At 64.5% G+C, this 14,890-nt stretch carries 16 protein-coding genes and 1 pseudogene; 13 read left to right on the plus strand and 4 right to left on the minus strand.

From position 1 onward, the window contains the following. Window positions 1-323: 323 nt before the first annotated feature. Both G3580_RS00435 and G3580_RS19915 read right to left on the minus strand, forming a co-directional pair. Entirely contained in the window at window positions 324-1,181 is an 858-nt protein-coding gene (locus tag G3580_RS00435) for a class I SAM-dependent methyltransferase (protein WP_173763388.1), read from the minus strand. A gap of 103 nt (window positions 1,182-1,284) precedes the next feature. After that, window positions 1,285-1,767, minus strand: coding sequence for a hypothetical protein (locus G3580_RS19915; protein WP_228720725.1), 483 nt, complete (start codon window positions 1,765-1,767; stop codon window positions 1,285-1,287). Here G3580_RS19915 and G3580_RS00440 point away from each other — a divergent pair. Further along, window positions 1,742-1,846, plus strand: a pseudogene (locus tag G3580_RS00440) (phage integrase N-terminal SAM-like domain-containing protein); the annotation flags it as partial. The gene G3580_RS19915 and the pseudogene G3580_RS00440 overlap by 26 nt on opposite strands. Window positions 1,847-1,998: 152 nt before the next feature. Here the strand turns inward: G3580_RS00440 and G3580_RS00445 are convergent. Beyond that, entirely contained in the window at window positions 1,999-2,892 is an 894-nt protein-coding gene (locus tag G3580_RS00445; RefSeq protein WP_173763389.1) for a LysR family transcriptional regulator, read from the minus strand. 99 nt (window positions 2,893-2,991) lie between these two features. On the opposite strand from G3580_RS00445, the gene G3580_RS00450 reads away from it, so the two are divergent. From G3580_RS00450 to G3580_RS00505, 12 genes are all read left to right on the plus strand, one after another. Next, window positions 2,992-4,002 (plus strand): quinone oxidoreductase family protein, encoded by a 1,011-nt coding sequence (locus G3580_RS00450; protein WP_173763390.1) that lies wholly within the window; start codon window positions 2,992-2,994, stop codon window positions 4,000-4,002. Between the two features lie 18 nt (window positions 4,003-4,020). Next, entirely contained in the window at window positions 4,021-4,314 is a 294-nt protein-coding gene (locus tag G3580_RS00455; protein WP_217424565.1) for a YciI family protein, read from the plus strand. Between the two features lie 292 nt (window positions 4,315-4,606). Next, window positions 4,607-4,945, plus strand: coding sequence for a 2Fe-2S iron-sulfur cluster-binding protein (locus G3580_RS00460; protein WP_173763391.1), 339 nt, complete (start codon window positions 4,607-4,609; stop codon window positions 4,943-4,945). 21 nt (window positions 4,946-4,966) lie between these two features. Further along, window positions 4,967-5,902 (plus strand): catechol 2,3-dioxygenase, encoded by a 936-nt coding sequence (locus G3580_RS00465; RefSeq protein ID WP_173763392.1) that lies wholly within the window; start codon window positions 4,967-4,969, stop codon window positions 5,900-5,902. 58 nt (window positions 5,903-5,960) lie between these two features. Beyond that, window positions 5,961-6,239, plus strand: a complete 279-nt coding sequence (locus tag G3580_RS00470) for a phenol hydroxylase subunit (RefSeq protein ID WP_173763393.1) — start codon at window positions 5,961-5,963, stop codon at window positions 6,237-6,239. 34 nt (window positions 6,240-6,273) lie between these two features. Further along, entirely contained in the window at window positions 6,274-7,266 is a 993-nt protein-coding gene (locus G3580_RS00475; RefSeq protein WP_173763394.1) for an aromatic/alkene monooxygenase hydroxylase subunit beta, read from the plus strand. Between the two features lie 9 nt (window positions 7,267-7,275). Then, window positions 7,276-7,545, plus strand: coding sequence for an MmoB/DmpM family protein (locus G3580_RS00480; protein WP_173763395.1), 270 nt, complete (start codon window positions 7,276-7,278; stop codon window positions 7,543-7,545). A gap of 30 nt (window positions 7,546-7,575) precedes the next feature. After that, on the plus strand, window positions 7,576-9,126 hold the full coding sequence (locus G3580_RS00485; protein WP_173763396.1) for an aromatic/alkene/methane monooxygenase hydroxylase/oxygenase subunit alpha: 1,551 nt from the start codon (window positions 7,576-7,578) through the stop codon (window positions 9,124-9,126). Window positions 9,127-9,362: 236 nt separating this feature from the next. Further along, complete coding sequence (locus G3580_RS00490; protein ID WP_173763397.1) at window positions 9,363-9,722, plus strand: phenol hydroxylase subunit P4; 360 nt, start codon at window positions 9,363-9,365, stop codon at window positions 9,720-9,722. A 13-nt stretch (window positions 9,723-9,735) separates the two neighbouring features. After that, window positions 9,736-10,791: an NADH:ubiquinone reductase (Na(+)-transporting) subunit F gene (locus G3580_RS00495; RefSeq protein ID WP_173763398.1), complete on the plus strand. Its 1,056-nt coding sequence runs from the start codon at window positions 9,736-9,738 to the stop codon at window positions 10,789-10,791. Between the two features lie 366 nt (window positions 10,792-11,157). Next, a complete protein-coding gene (locus G3580_RS00500; RefSeq protein ID WP_173763399.1) occupies window positions 11,158-11,577 on the plus strand; it encodes a hypothetical protein in 420 nt (139 codons plus the stop codon). A gap of 54 nt (window positions 11,578-11,631) precedes the next feature. Further along, entirely contained in the window at window positions 11,632-12,561 is a 930-nt protein-coding gene (locus G3580_RS00505; RefSeq protein WP_173763400.1) for an RES family NAD+ phosphorylase, read from the plus strand. A 256-nt stretch (window positions 12,562-12,817) separates the two neighbouring features. Here the strand turns inward: G3580_RS00505 and G3580_RS00510 are convergent, their stop codons facing one another. After that, complete coding sequence (locus G3580_RS00510) at window positions 12,818-14,890, minus strand: multiheme c-type cytochrome (protein ID WP_173763401.1); 2,073 nt, start codon at window positions 14,888-14,890, stop codon at window positions 12,818-12,820.

Raw genomic sequence — 14,890 nt, forward strand, 5'->3', positions numbered from 1 at the left:
AGTCGGCCTCCAGAGAGGAAAACCAGAGATAACCGAATTTGTCGATCTCCGTGATGGCAACAACCTTTCCCGCAAAGGCTTTAAGGCGCAACTGATCTTCAGAGGGAAGGTCATGCGTTAGCCAATGAGGAATAGTAAGGATCTCAACTCGGTCGCCAACTCCGACCGACGTTCCATTTGCATCTAGCGGAGCCAGAGGAGGTGGATTAGTCATGCGAGGGCAATGTAGCCGAGGAAGTGCTTTCTGACGCCCAACGCCTGAGCTCAGCCGCCGGCAGCCCGCGTAGCGGGATGACGCTCGGCTGGAGCGATTTGTTGGGCATTCAAGCCGTTGCCACCAGCAGTTCCTCGGAATTGTTTGGTGGGCGCAAACTATCTGTTCTGCCAGCGAAGTAACGTTTTGCCAGAGCGGCGGCCGACACATGCTGCACTTGCTTGAAGCCCGCTCCGCGGGCAAGAGCCATTATTTCGTCCGGCTTGAAGAAGCTGATCCAAGGCGTGCCACTAGCACGCGCACCTTCCGCTGCACGTTCAACTCCGACGCGTATGTCAGGATCCAGCATTTCGAATGGGCAAAGGAAGGACATGACAAGCGTGGAACCTGACGCGAGCGACGCGATTTGACGCAAGGTGGCTACGATTGCCTCCCTGGTCAAATACATGCTTACACCGGTAGATGTCACGACTGCCGGGCGCTTCACGTCGAAGCCTGATGCAACCAATCGCTCCAACCAGTTGTCGCCAGCCTCGAAATCCACCGGGACGAGCCTAAGGTGATCGGCGATACCAAAGCCGGCCGCCATAAGGCGCTGGCGCTTCCATTCTTGGGACTCCGGCTGATCCAGCTCGAAAACGCGCAGTTGAGAAGCAAGCTCGGGCTTGCGTTGTGCGAACGAATCCAAGCCAGCACCGAGCAGAACATACTGACCGACACCGCGTGAAACTTGCTCCTCGACCAAATCTTCAATGAAGCGGGCTCGGGCCAGAATGGCCGCGCGAAATGGCTTGGTGAACGAGCTCATGTCTGGGCGGTTATGCCAATCGTCACTCGGCGCCACTAGCTTCAAGCCAACTTCATCTTCAAAGACGTGCGGCGGCGCATCCGCTTGTACATGCAGCGCCCGCCATAGTGCGGTGCGAACGGCTGTGTTGTCCGGTTCAGCGGCGTGTTCGTCTTGCATAAGACTCTCTCTTGATGCCCAACGACCAAGCTCAGCCGGCGGCAAAATGCGCAGCGTTTTGACGGTCGGCTGAAGCGCATTGTTGGGGGGCGGAAAAATTGTGTTAGCGCACCGCCTTAGTAGCCACGAAGCCCCCGATACCGCAGCCGATGACAGTGACGAACACAATGACCAACTGTCGCAGATCACGCGACCCGGGAGCAAACTTGCGCGCCAGAATGCTACTGAGAAATATTGATGCCAGGCCGAACGCGAAAAAGACACCAATTGCATAGTAGATGTGATTGAAGGCACTCCCGGCTGCCTCCGGTAGCTTTGCGAAAGCACTTGCTGACCAATTAAACAGCGCCGCAGCCAATATGCGTGATTTCATATCTGAGTACCCCAACTTTGTTTTAGGGCGACAGATTTGCTGCGTAACATCGTTTTTGCTCCATAACATCGGCCCCAAAAATGCGCTTTTCACGACAGGTATGCGGATACCAAGCTGTACAAAAACACCGCCTATGCCGCCCACGAAAAGCGTCTTCGACCAGCTGCCGCCGCTTCGCTCGGCCAACATCCTCGACCAGTTACGCGAGCGCATCCGTTACCTGCATTACAGCTTACGAACAGAGCAGGCGTATGTCCATTGGGTTCGCGCTTTCATTCGTTTTCACGGCGTCGGCCCGTGTAGGGAGGAAAGGCAAAGCGCCTTCCGTCGTGTGCGCAAATCGAAGCGGGGCCATTCGGCGGATGACGCGCCGCTCATCCGCCCTGCATGCAGGCAAGCGCGCCCGGCCGAAGTTGGACCGCCGCTCGACCGCCGGGCCACCCGTCACTCCGAGGCCAGCAGCACCGCGCTCGCGCCCCCGATCACGTCCGCGACCAGATCCGCGATCAGGCGCACGCGGGGGGAGCGTTTGACGTCCGGGTGCATGACCAGCCAGATGTCGCGAACGATGTCGCAGCCGGGCGGGTCGATCGGGGCCACCGAGGGGTCGTCGGCGGCGAGGAAGTGGGGGAGCACGGTGACGCCGAGGCCGTGGCGGGCGGCGCCGAGCAGGGCGGCCAGGTCGTTGCTGCGGAACACGAAGCGGCGGGTGCCGGCGATGTCGCGCAGCCACCGCTGCTGGGGCACTTGCACGAGCGGGTCGTCATAGCCCAGGAAGGTCCACTCGTGCGCCGGGCGCTGGGCATAGCCGCGCGCGCCGTACAGGCCGTAGCCCATCCGGCCGATGGGGCGGGTGGCCAGCCCGGGGGCGGTGGGGCGCGACAGGCGGATCGCCAGATCGGCCTCGCCACGGGCGAGGTTGGCGTCGCGCGCTTCGCCGATCACCTCCAGATCGATGTTGGGCCAGCGATCGCGCCGGGCGGCCAGGGCGGGGACCAGGAAATGGCCGGCGAACACCGGTGGCGCGGAGAGGCGCACGGTGCCCTGCAGGGACGAGACGCCGAGAGCGGTGCGGGAGAAGGCCTGCGCTTCGTCGTCCATCCGCCCGGCCTGGGCCATGAGCGTCTCGCCCTCGGCGGTCAGTGACCAGCCGCGGGGCAGGCGATCGAACAGGCGAATGCCGAGGGCGTGTTCGAGCGCCTCGACCCGGCGTGCCACGGTGGTGTGCTCGACGCCCAGCGTGCGCGCGGCGCCGGACAGACTGCCCTGGCGCGCCAGGGCGAGAAAATGGCGCACGTCGTCCCACTGCAGGCGGTTCGGTTCGGGGGTCGGGCTCATTGTGCAAATGTGCACACTATGTGCGAATGATTGTGGAATTGTTGGGTGATTCTGATCACCTTAAGCTGCCCGTGCAAGTTCAATTCCACGGAGCCCGGCATGTCTTCTCAAGTCCTCACCCGGTCGGATTCGCGCATGGCGGATCAGGTGTTCATCGAGCAGCCCGGCGATGTTGGCCAGCTCAGGCGGCGTCGTGTCGCGCTGGCGCCGCCGGCGGCCGGCGAGGTGCGCATCCGCCATACCGCGATCGGGGTCAATTTCGTCGATATCTACCATCGCACCGGCCGCTATGCGCTACCGGCCCTGCCCGCGGTGCTCGGCGCCGAGGCCGCCGGCGTGGTCGAGGCCGTCGGGCCGGGGGGCGGGCACCTGCGGGTGGGCCAGCGGGTGGCCTACGCCGGCGCGCCGGTGGGCAGCTACGCCAGCGCCCGCAACCTGCCGGCCGAGCGGGCCGTGCCGCTGCCCGACGACATCGGCGACGACACCGTGGCCAGTGTGTTGCTGCGCGGCATTACGGCCCACATGCTGTTTTCCCGGGTGTGGCCGCTCAAGGCGGGCGATACGCTCCTGGTTCATGCGGCGGCCGGCGGCCTTGGTCTGGTGCTGGTGCAGTGGGCCAGGGCGCTGGGGGCGCGGGTGATCGGCACGGTCGGCGCCGAAGCGAAGGCGGATCTGGCGCGGCGACACGGCCTCGATGCGGCGATCCGCTATCGCGAGACCGACTTCGTCGAGGCCGTCATGGCCCTGACGGACGGGCGCGGGGTCGACTTCGCCATCGACGGCATCGGCGGCCAGACCCTGCCGCGGACGCTGCGCGCGGTGCGGCCCTTCGGCGCGGTGGCCAGCATCGGCCAGGTGGACGGCGAGACCGGGCCGATCGATCCGGCCCTGCTGGGGCCGGCGCATCCGGTGGCGCTGAGCCGGCCGGGGGTGTTCGGCTTCATGGCCGATCCGGCGCAGTATCGTGAGGGCGTGACGGCCACCTTCGCGCGGCTGCGCGACGGCCTGAGGGCCAACGTGGGGGCGGTGCTGCCCCTGGCGCAGGCGGCCGAGGCCCAGCGCCGGCTGGCGGCGGGCGAGAGCACCGGCGCCCTGTTGCTGCGCCCCTGAATGCAAGGAGAACACACCATGCTGTATCTGATCATGCTGACCTATCGGCGTCCGCTGGCGGAGGTGGATGCGCAGCTGGCGGCCCATCGCGCGTTCCTCGAACGGCATTACGACGCCGGCCACTTTCTGATGTCGGGGCCGCGCGAGCCGCGCACCGGCGGGATCATCCTGGCCCGGGCCGCGTCGGCCGCGGCGGTGGCCGAGTGGGTGTCCGAGGACCCGTTCAAGCAGGCCGGTGTGGCCGACTACGAGGTCGTTGGGTGGCGGCCGGGCATGGCCGCGCCGGGCTGGCCGCTCGACGCGGCGGGCTGAGCGCTCTGGGCGCCGCCCCGCGCCGATTCTGGCGGCGCGGGGCTAAACAGTTGATTCCAAATGAATTTGTTGCGACGCAGCTTGACCATTTTGTCAGGCGTTCGGGGCAGGTGTTCAAAATCGTCAGGCGAGGGCTGACGCCTTTTTCGCCGTAAATCTCGAGAATCCATCCAAATCAATCACTTGGCTCCCCTGGCACGGCCCCTGCATTAATGGGGCTGAGGGCGCGATTAGAAAAACTGATTCCCGCGCCCGGCTGACGGATTCGTCAGGACATGCAGGAGGAGACGCCATGCCTTATCAGGTCACCATCGAAGAGACCGGCGAGCGCTACACGTGCGGTGAGCAGGAGAACCTGCTGATCGCCATGGCCCGTTCCGGTCGTCGCGGCATCCCGGTGGGGTGCCGTGGGGGTGGCTGTGGCGTCTGCAAGGTGGAGGTCACGGCCGGGGACTACGAGACCCGCGCCATGAGCTGCCAGCATGTCACCGAGGAGGATCGGGCCGAGCGTCGTTTGCTCGCCTGCCGTGTGTTTCCCCGGGGTGATGTGTCAGTGAAGGTGCTGGGCAAGATGCACAAGGCGGTCTGTACGAACGCCGGTTTGCGCCCGACAGAGAAAACCAAAATCTGATTCATTGAGGAGGAGATCCAAATGGCAATGACCGGTGTTTTGCGTCCGGGGCATGCGCAGCTGCGCGTGCTGAATCTGGAAGAAGGGGTGCGCCACTATCGTGACGTGCTGGGCATGGTGGAAACCGGTCGCGACGCGCAGGGCCGGGTCTACCTGAAGTGCTGGGACGAGCGCGACCACAACAGCCTGATCCTGCGCGAGTCCGATCGCGCCGGGATCGACTTCTTCGCCTTCAAGGTGCTCGACGAGGCGACCCTGGACAAGCTCGAGCGCGATCTGCAGGAATACGGCCTGACGACCGAACGCATCCCGGCGGGCGAGTTGATGGAGACCGGCGAGCGCGTGCGCTTCGAGATCCCCAGCGGCCACAAGATCGAGCTCTACGCCACCAAGACCCAGGTGGGCAACGGCCTCCAGGTGACCAATCCGGCGCCGTGGACCCCGGCCGCGGAGAAGGGCATCGCGCCGGTGCGCCTGGACCACTGCCTGCTGTACGGCCCGAACATCGCCGAGGTGAAGAAGCTCTTCTGCGAGGTGCTGGGCTTCTATCTGGTGGAGCGCGTGCTCGGCCCGGACGGCGAGGGCGAGGCGGCGATCTGGCTGTCCTGTTCGCACAAGGTGCACGACATCGCGTTCGTCGAGCATCCGGAGCCGGGCAAGCTGCATCACCTGTCCTTCCTGCTCGAGAGCTGGGAAGAGGTGCTGCGTGCCGGCGACATCCTGGCCATGAACAAGGTGCCCATCGACATCGGCCCCACCCGCCACGGCATCACCCGCGGCTGCACCATCTACGCCTGGGATCCGTCGGGCAACCGTTTCGAGACCTTCATGGGCGGCTACCAGCCGTATCCGGACTACGAGCCCACCACCTGGACCTTCGACGGCCTGGGCGAGGGCGGCGGCCTCGACTACCCGCAGCGCAAGCTGCACGAGAGCTTCCTCACCGTGGTGACCTGATCACCGCCTGACGCCGGGTCCCGCGGTGCGGGACCCGAACCCCAAGGAGATGCCCATCATGGCAAGCCATCCGACCGCCCCCGGGGCGGGCCGGCAGGGCGGCTTCGACCCCATGCGCAAGTACGTGCGGGTGCGCGAGCTGCGTCCGGACCGCTTCGTCGAGTTCGACTTCGCCATCGGCGAGCCGGACATCTACGTGGAAATGATCCTCCACGCCGACGCCTTCGACGACTTCTGTGCCCTGAACCAGGTGACCTTCCTCACCGATGCGCCGAGCGCCTCGGGCGACCAGCAGCAGTGGCGCCTGAGCGAGGTCTCGGGGCGCCAATTCAAATAAACCGGCCCGCGACGGGCCCCACGGAGACGACCCCATGCAGATTGACCTTCGCACCGTCAGCATCAAGCCGTTGCGCAACACCTTCGACCACCTGGTGCGCCGCTTCGGCGACAAGCCCGCCTCGCGCTACCAGGAAGGCAGCTACGAGATCCAGGCCGACGCCAACCTCCAGTACCGCCCCAGCTGGGATCCGGAGCACGAGCTGCACGACCCGAAGCGCACCGCCCTGGTCATGGCGGACTGGTACGCCTTCAAGGACCCGCGCCAGTTCTACTACGGCACCTACACCCTGACCCGGGCGCGCCAGCAGGACTCCGCCGAGGCCAACTTCGACTTCGTCGAGACCCGCGGCCTGCTCGCCCAGCTGGGCGATGACGACCGCCGGCTCGCCCTCGAGGTGCTGATGCCGCTGCGCCATGCCGCCTGGGGCGCCAACATGAACAACACCGGCATGTGCGCGGACGGCTACGGCACGCTGATCACCCAGCCCTGCATGTTCGCCGCCATGGACAACCTGGGCGTGGCCCAGTACCTGACCCGCGTCGGCCTGGCCCTTGGCGACACCGAGGCGCTCGCGGCCGGCCGTGAAGCCTGGATCAACGACGCCGCCTGGCAGCCGCTGCGCCGCCTGGTGGAGAAGACGCTGGTCACCCGCGACTGGTTCGAGCTGCTGGTGGCGCAGAACTTCGTCAGCGACGGCCTGCTGTACCCGCTGATCTACGAGCAGTTCGTGGACACCCGCCTCGGTGCCCGGGGCGGTGCCGGCGTCTCCCTGATGTGCGTGTTCATGACCGAGTGGCATGCCGAGATGCGCAAGTGGATCGACGCGGTCATCAAGACCGCCGCCAAGGAATCGGAAGCCAACCGCGACCTGCTCACCGGCTGGACCCGCACCTGGCGCGACCGCGCCGTCGAGGCGCTCGGCCCGATCGCCGATAAGGCCTTCGGCACCGACGCCGCCGCCATCCTCGACACCATCACCCAATCCTTCAACGCCCGCGCCGCCAAGCTCGGCCTCGACCTGTGAGATCCCGCCATGTCTGACGTATTCATCGCCCTGCAAACCAACGAAGAAAGCCGCTACATCGTCGAGGCCCTGCTCCAGGACAACCCCAACGCGGTGGTGGACGAGCAACCCGCCATGGTGAAGATCAACGTGCCGCACAGCCTCGTGCTCAAGCGCGAAACCATGGAAGAGCTCATCGGCCGCCCCTACGACCTGCAGGAGATGCAGGTGCACCTGATCACCCTGTCGGGGCACGTGGACGAGGACGAGGACGAATTCCGTCTGGCCTGGAACGACTGAGCCCCGAAGCAACAGAGAGGAGAACGACCCATGGACATGTCCGTGAAGAAGAAACTGGGGCTGAAGGAAAAATACGCCCTGATGACCCGCGACCTGGGCTGGGAGCCCAGCTACGAGAAGCATGAGGATGTCTATCCCCTGATCCACTACGAGGGGCTGAAGATCCACGACTGGGACAAGTGGGAAGACCCGTTCCGCCTGACCATGGACTCCTACTGGAAGTACCAGGCCGAGAAGGAGCGCAAGCTGTACGCCATCATCGACGCGTACAACCAGAACAACGGCCACCTGAACGTGACCGACGCGCGCTACATCAACGCCATGAAGATCTTCCTGTCGGCGGTGCCGTCGCTGGAATACAACGCCCACCGCGGCTTCGCCCGCCTGGGCCGGCACATGGCCGGCGTCGGCCCGCAGGTGGCCTGCCAGATGCAGGCCATCGACGAGCTGCGCCACGCCCAGACCCAGATCCACGCCATCTCCAACTACAACCGGTTCTACAACGGCATCCACGACTGGAAGCACATGAACGACCGGCTGTGGTACCTGTCGGTGCCCAAGAGCTTCTTCGAGGACGCCTGCACCTGCGGCCCCTTCGAATACATCATCGCGATCAGCTTCTCCTTCGAGTACGTGCTGACCAACCTGGTGTTCGTGCCCTTCGTCTCGGGTGCGGCCTACAACGGCGACATGGGCACCATGACCTTCGGTTTCTCCGCCCAGTCGGACGAAGCCCGGCACATGACCCTCGGCCTCGAAGTCATCAAGTTCATGCTCGAGCAGGACCCGGCCAACCTGCCCATCGTGCAGAAGTGGATCGACAAATGGACCTGGCGCGGCGTGCGCCTGCTGACCATCGTCGCCATGATGATGGACTACATGCTGCCCAAGCGCGTGATGAGCTGGAAGGAAGCCTGGGAGATCTACTTCGAGCAGAACGGCATGAGCCTGTTCAAGGACCTGGCCCGCTACGGCGTGAAGGTGCCGGAGTGCGTCGAGCAGATCAAGAAGGAGAAGAACCACATCTCCCACCAGGCGTGGACCACCTTCTACGCCGCCGCGCCGATGACCAACTTCCACACCTGGATTCCGAACGAGGACGAGCTCGACTGGCTGTCGGAGAAGTACCCGGAGACCTTCGACACCTACTACCGCCCGCGCTTCGAGTTCTTCCGCGAGCAGGCCGACAAGGGCGAGCGCTTCGTGAACCCCAACCTGCCGCAGCTGTGCCAGGTGTGCCAGATCCCGATGCTGTTCACCGAGCCGGACGACCCCACCCAGATCGCCTACCGCCAGGTGGAGCACCAGGGCGAGAAATACCACTTCTGCTCCGACCACTGCCAGCACATCTTCGAGAACGAGCCGGAGAAGTACGTCGAGGCCTGGCTGCCGGTGCATCAGATCATGCAGGGCAACTGCTTCGCCGAGGGCGACGACCCGACCGCGCCGGACTTCAACCCGATCGCCTCGGTGCTCAGGTACTGGCACATCGAAAACGGCCGCGACAACGGCGACTTTGCCGGCTCCGAGGACGAGAAGAACTTCGCCCAGTGGCGCGGCATGGCGACGTCCAACCAGTAACTGAACGGGGGATATCGGCGAGTGCCGGTGAAGTGACAGACACCCTCCCCTTCAAGGGGAGGGCTGGGGTGGGGATGGGTTTCAACGGTGGCAACGCTCACCCCATCCCCCTCCCAACCTCCCCCTTGAAGGGGGAGGGGTCTAGACCGAACACAGCCGGCACGATCCGTAGGGCGGATAAGCGCAGCGCCATCCGCCAACCCACCGCAAAAACCCACAGGCTTCAGGAGACCGACATGTCCGTTCAATCCATTCGCCCCTTCGAGCCCGTCGTCAAGGACGCGGCCGCCAACTTCCATGGCATGCAGGTGGTGTACCTGTGCTGGGACAAACACCTCATGTTCTACGCCCCGGTCGCCAAGATGCTGCCACCGACCCTGACTTTCCAGCAGCTCATCGACACCGAGCTGACCCAGACCTACAGCCGGCATCCGGATTTCGCCCACATCGACTGGACCGCCGTGCAGTGGAGCAAGGACGGCGAGCCCTTCACCCCGGCGCTGGACACCTCCCTGCGTGAGAACGGCATCACCCACAAGAGCGCGATCCATTTCACCACGCCGGGCCTGAACGGCCTCAACGGCACCGGATTCTGAAGCGGAGGTTGGCGTGAGTTTCGAACTGACCATTGAACCCCTGGGCCAGACCATCGAGATCGAGGAAGGCCAGACCATCCTCGACGCCGCCCTGCGCGCCGGCATCTACCTGCCCCATGCCTGCTGCCACGGCCTCTGTGCCACCTGCAAGGTGGACATCGTCGACGGCGAGGTGGACCACGGCGAGGCCTCCAGCTTCGCGCTCATGGACTTCGAGCGCGACGAAGGCAAATGCCTGGCCTGCTGCGCCACGGTGGAAGACGACATCACCATCGAAGCCGACATCGAAGAAGACCCGGACGCCCGCAACCTGCCGGTGCAGGACTACGACGGCGAGGTCACCCGCATCGAATCCCTCACCCCCACCATCAAGGGCGTATGGATCAAGCTCGACCACCCGGCGCAGTTCCAGGCCGGCCAGTATGTGAACCTCGAGCTGCCCGGCGACATCGGCGCGCGCGCCTTCTCCATCGCCAGCGCCCCGTCCAGCGACGGCGAGGTGGAGCTCAACATCCGCATCGTGCCCGGTGGCAAGGGCACCACCTATGTGCATGAAGAGATGAAGGCCGGCGACCGGATACGCATCACCGGGCCCTACGGGCGCTTCTTCGTCAAGAAATCCGCCCACATGCCCATGATCTTCATGGCCGGCGGCTCCGGCCTCTCCAGCCCGCGCTCCATGATCCTCGACCTGCTCGAAGAAGGCTGCGAGCTGCCCATCACCCTGGTGTACGGCCAGCGCAACCGCGACGAACTCTACTACCACGACGAGTTCACCGCCCTGGCGGAAAAGCACCCCAACTTCACCTACGTGCCCACCCTCTCGGACGAGCCCGAAGGCTCGGACTGGGACGGCTTTCGCGGCTATGTGCACGAAGCGGCCAAGGCCCACTTCGACAACGACTTCCGCGATCACAAAGCCTACCTGTGCGGCCCCCCGCTCATGATCGACGCCTGCATCACCACCCTGATGCAGGGCCGGCTCTTCGAGCGCGACATCTACACCGAGAAATTCATCTCGGCGGCGGATGCGCAGCAGGTGCGAAGTCCGCTGTTTAAGGCGATTTAAGAAAAGCAGAAGCCCGCGAAAGCGGGCTTTTGTTTTTGGGCTCGTACAACTCAGTTCCGTGGGGCGACTGTCGCCTCAGTTTGTACTCAGTCCGCTCAGAACCTGAAGCGGTCTTTCGCTTAAAGCATCCGAACTGATGCGATAGACATGAAATCATGACAATCGTATTCTGATCATGAACATATGGTAAGGATTGCCTTCATCACGTCTGCGGGCTTTGTGGATTTGGTTATGACTGAAAATAAACGCGCCGCACTGCCCAATCTCAGGTGTCACAAGGGGTTCAAGCCAGCGGGGGCGGTCACGGCATACCGCAGCCAACTGGTTACGTGCGCAATTTTCCGGTCTACAACAAGTTAGCGGGCAATGGAAATTTCTAAACTCGATGTCGCAACGAGACAGCTTGAGTCGGCCATAGCCCTCCATTTTTCGGGCGGTGACTATCTTGCGGTCGTCACGCTAGCGGGCGCAGCAGAGGAAATCCTGGGCAAGCTCCTTCAGCGCACCGGGAAGCGCGCCATGATCGACCACTTGATTGATCTCGATCGAGAGCTTACCGGAGGTCGTCCATTCGAGATCATCCGGCAGGAGATCAACGGTGTCCGCAACTCCCTGAAGCACGCGAATGATCCGAACGAAGACAAGATCGTGGTCGAGCCGGGAGAAGCTATAGCCATGCTGGGGCGTGCCGTGGTCAATTACGTTTCACTTACAGAATCTGCCACGCCGGCAATGGTCCGCGTCTACCGCCAGCTCATGAAGCTGCATCCCGATGTTGCCCGCTGACAATTTGTCCAAGCCGACGCCGCTTCGCGACGCGGCTAAACTCAGGTGTTTGGCATGACGCCCATGACCCTCGATGACTGCGAGAAAATCTTTGATCAAGCGCTATTGAGCGAGAGTGAGTCAGCGTTCTGTGACGCCATAGAGCCGCTTTTTGGACAGTACGAGATTATTTCACTTGAGTTCGGCCGAGGCAGCATTTTTTGGCGCGCCAGAACTGTAGAGCAGGAAATCTATCCGAATATCTCTGACCTTGACTATCCACCTCCCGAGCTTGCTAAGCAGGGACGCGTCAATGACCGCGGCATCCCATGCTTTTATATCGCACAGGGTAAGGAGACAGCCCTCGCTGAAGTTGGCGCAACGGAAGGTCAACTCGTCCAGCTAGCCGGTTTTAGGATCAAAAACGAATCTCCTATCCGACTCGCGGTTATTGGCGAGTACGCAAATGTGCAGAAGAATGGGTACATGCACTTCGCCGGCCGGGATCCTGATATGACGATCGCAAAAATTATTAACGGGATGCCACGACACGACGCCGTGAAGAAGATCTACATTGACAGGTTCTTCGCCAGCGTCCTTGCAGATCCAGACGCATCGAACAATGGTTACATGTTTAGCCGGGCCTTAGCCCAATCGATATATTCGAGAATCGGCGCAAAAGGCATCGCATTCCCTAGTGTGAAGGACCGCGGCGGGTTCAACGTCGCCGTCCAAGCCGAGCCATCTGACCAAAGCTTCCATAACGTCAGTTGTATTGTGGTTCGCATTGGAAAGCCAAGAAAGTTTGGCTTGGTTGAGTTCACGATTATCAAGTCAGCCGAGCGTCTGGACGACGATTGGAACTTCATCTGGCTTGATGGAGGTGATCCTGACGTGATTGGCATGTACAACATGACCAAAGAGGAGTTCGAAATGGCGTCGCGCAATCCCGGCGATAGAAACAACCTCCTTCGTGTGCTTCACTCGACTGCCATACGTCGCTAGCTCATGCCTAACAATTCAGTCAAAGTCGCTCCCCCCGGTCGCTGGACGTCCCGCAAGCGGGCCGCCTTTTACCTAAAATGTTAAACGTCAGCTTCGAGGCGTAAGCAGCCATATTTGCGTTGGCATCAATTGGCGCCACCGGACAGTGCGCACATATCCGAGATGGTAGGTCGCCACGACATCGTTCTCGGCGTGCCCATCACGAGCGCCACTGACGCGGCGCCGACCGGCCAAAACTCCTGCATCGCCGAGACCGTCATTCCCGAGCCCGCGCATCCGTTCGCGCCAGATAACGCTCCACCGCATACAGATTCCGCCGTGCCTGCACATGCTCCGGCATGAGCCTGACGGCTTCACGCAGTTCGCGGGCCGCCGCTTCCCATTGGCCTTGTTGCCCTGCAAGCAGGCCGAGTGCCAAGTGCAGTTGGCCGGGTGCCGGGGATTTCGCGAGGCCGGCGCGTAGCAGTTCAACCGCTGCGTCGGTCCGTTCGGTGGCTGAGAGCAGGGCGGCGAGGCCGAGGCGGGCCGGTTGCAGCGCGGGTTCGCGCTCGAGGGCGCGGCGGTAGTGCGTTTCCGCGCCGGTCACGTCGCGCTGGGCGAGGGCGATGGCGGCCATGTCGAGCTGGACGCTGGGCATGTCGGCCATGGCCTGGCGGGCGGCGGTCAGCGCCGCCATCGCGGCCCGGCGCGTGGCGACCGATGCCGGCGCGAGGCGGCTGTCGGGCAGGTCGACCAGGCCCCGGGCGGCGGTGATGCGCACGGCCCGGCGCGGGTCGGTGAGCAGGGGGGGCAACTGGGCGAGGCGTTCCGTGGCGGGGCGGGCGGCGACGGCGAGGGCGGCGGATGCGCGCACGACGGGATCGGGGTCGGCGAGCGCGGCGGCGGGCACCGGGCCGGGGTTGCGCCGGGCCCAGGTCTCCAGGGCGGTGGCGCGCACGATGGCCGGTTGGGTGGTGTCCGCGATCAGGGCGGCGAGGCGCGGGATGGCCGTTGCCTCGCCCCGGCGTGCGGCGGCGAGGATCTGGCCGTAGTGTTCGGGCCGGGCATGCTTGCCGTGATGGCGTTCGATCGCGGCCTCGGCCCATTCCGCGCCCTTGTCCGCATGGCAGTTCTGGCAGGCGTTGGGGGTGCCGATCGTGCGGGTCAGGTCGGGGCGCGGGATGCGGATGGCGTGATCGCGCCGGGCGTGCACCACCATGTAGTTCTGGCTGGGCATGTGGCACGCGACGCATTGGGCGCCGGCGCTGCCGGGCGTGTGGAAATGGTGTTCGGGCGCGTCGTAGTGCTTCGCCTTCAGGCCCGGGAAGCGCCGGGTGTCGGGCGTGGGGGTGTGGCATTGCAGGCACAGGCTGTTGCCCGGTGCGCGCAGGGCGCCGCTGTGCGGTTCATGGCAGTTGGTGCAGGCGACGCCGGCCTGGTACATGCGGCTCTGGCGGAAGGAGCCGTATTCGAACACCTCCGCCATCTGCTGGCCGTCGGCGTGATAGAGGTCGGCGCGCAGATTGTCGGGGATGAAGTTGTCGAGCAGGGGGGCGCCGGGGGTGGTCTGCTCGACCAGCCGGGTGCGCCGGGCGTGGCAGGCGGCGCATTGGTCCACCTGCGCAGGGCCGCCGGCGCGCTCGGCGTAGAGCGCCTGGTTGGGGGTGCGCACGGGCGCGCCCTTGGCATTGCCCGCATGCGCCAGGGCGCGGGCGCTGTCCACATGCGCGCGACCGCCGCCGTGGCAGGCCTGGCAGCCGACGTTCGATTCGGCCCAGGTGGTGCGGTAGCTGTCCTGGCGGTCGTCGTAGCCTTTGCGGTAGGCGGTGGTGTGGCATTCGCCGCACATCATGTTCCAGTTCTGGTAGCGGCCGGTCCAGTGCAGGTTGGAGCCCGCCGGGACGGCGCCGTCCGGATGGAGGCTGAACCACTGTTTGCGCCCGGTATCCCAGGCGAGGGTGAAGGCCTGCAGCCGTCCGCCGGGCAGCGGCAGCAGCACCTGCTGCAACGGGCGGACGCCGAAGGTGTAGTCCACCGGGAATTCGGCGGGTTGGCCGCCGGCATCCTCGGTGACCACGAAATAGCGGCCATCATGGCGCACGAAGCGCGCCTGCTCACCCGGGCCCGAGAAGTGCGCCGCGGCGAAATCGCCGAGCACGGTGCGCGGGCCGGCCTGGGCCATGGCGTGGGCATGCTTGGAGTCGGCCCAGCGCCCGGCCTGTGCGGTGTGGCAGCCCAGGCATTCGCGGTCCGGCACGTAGTCGGGCCGGGTGCCCGCCTGCGGCACGGCGGCGAGGGCCGCCGATGCCGACAGGGCGAGCAGTGCGAAGAGCCGGGGGATCAGGCGCAT

This window comes from Nitrogeniibacter mangrovi, from assembly GCF_010983895.1.
GTDB classification, from domain to species: Bacteria; Pseudomonadota; Gammaproteobacteria; order Burkholderiales; family Rhodocyclaceae; genus Nitrogeniibacter; species Nitrogeniibacter mangrovi.

What these genes read in the sequence shown, in the direction of transcription:
- G3580_RS00435 (WP_173763388.1), bottom strand. Translation starts at nt 1,181, where the DNA reads ATGCAAGACGAACACGCCGCTGAACCGGACAACACAGCCGTTCGCACC.
- G3580_RS19915 (WP_228720725.1), bottom strand. Translation starts at nt 1,767, where the DNA reads ATGCGCTCGCGTAACTGGTCGAGGATGTTGGCCGAGCGAAGCGGCGGC.
- G3580_RS00445 (WP_173763389.1), bottom strand. Translation starts at nt 2,892, where the DNA reads ATGAGCCCGACCCCCGAACCGAACCGCCTGCAGTGGGACGACGTGCGC.
- G3580_RS00450 (WP_173763390.1), top strand. Translation starts at nt 2,992, where the DNA reads ATGTCTTCTCAAGTCCTCACCCGGTCGGATTCGCGCATGGCGGATCAG.
- G3580_RS00455 (WP_217424565.1), top strand. Translation starts at nt 4,021, where the DNA reads ATGCTGTATCTGATCATGCTGACCTATCGGCGTCCGCTGGCGGAGGTG.
- G3580_RS00460 (WP_173763391.1), top strand. Translation starts at nt 4,607, where the DNA reads ATGCCTTATCAGGTCACCATCGAAGAGACCGGCGAGCGCTACACGTGC.
- G3580_RS00465 (WP_173763392.1), top strand. Translation starts at nt 4,967, where the DNA reads ATGGCAATGACCGGTGTTTTGCGTCCGGGGCATGCGCAGCTGCGCGTG.
- G3580_RS00470 (WP_173763393.1), top strand. Translation starts at nt 5,961, where the DNA reads ATGGCAAGCCATCCGACCGCCCCCGGGGCGGGCCGGCAGGGCGGCTTC.
- G3580_RS00475 (WP_173763394.1), top strand. Translation starts at nt 6,274, where the DNA reads ATGCAGATTGACCTTCGCACCGTCAGCATCAAGCCGTTGCGCAACACC.
- G3580_RS00480 (WP_173763395.1), top strand. Translation starts at nt 7,276, where the DNA reads ATGTCTGACGTATTCATCGCCCTGCAAACCAACGAAGAAAGCCGCTAC.
- G3580_RS00485 (WP_173763396.1), top strand. Translation starts at nt 7,576, where the DNA reads ATGGACATGTCCGTGAAGAAGAAACTGGGGCTGAAGGAAAAATACGCC.
- G3580_RS00490 (WP_173763397.1), top strand. Translation starts at nt 9,363, where the DNA reads ATGTCCGTTCAATCCATTCGCCCCTTCGAGCCCGTCGTCAAGGACGCG.
- G3580_RS00500 (WP_173763399.1), top strand. Translation starts at nt 11,158, where the DNA reads ATGGAAATTTCTAAACTCGATGTCGCAACGAGACAGCTTGAGTCGGCC.
- G3580_RS00505 (WP_173763400.1), top strand. Translation starts at nt 11,632, where the DNA reads ATGACGCCCATGACCCTCGATGACTGCGAGAAAATCTTTGATCAAGCG.
- G3580_RS00510 (WP_173763401.1), bottom strand. Translation starts at nt 14,890, where the DNA reads ATGCGCCTGATCCCCCGGCTCTTCGCACTGCTCGCCCTGTCGGCATCG.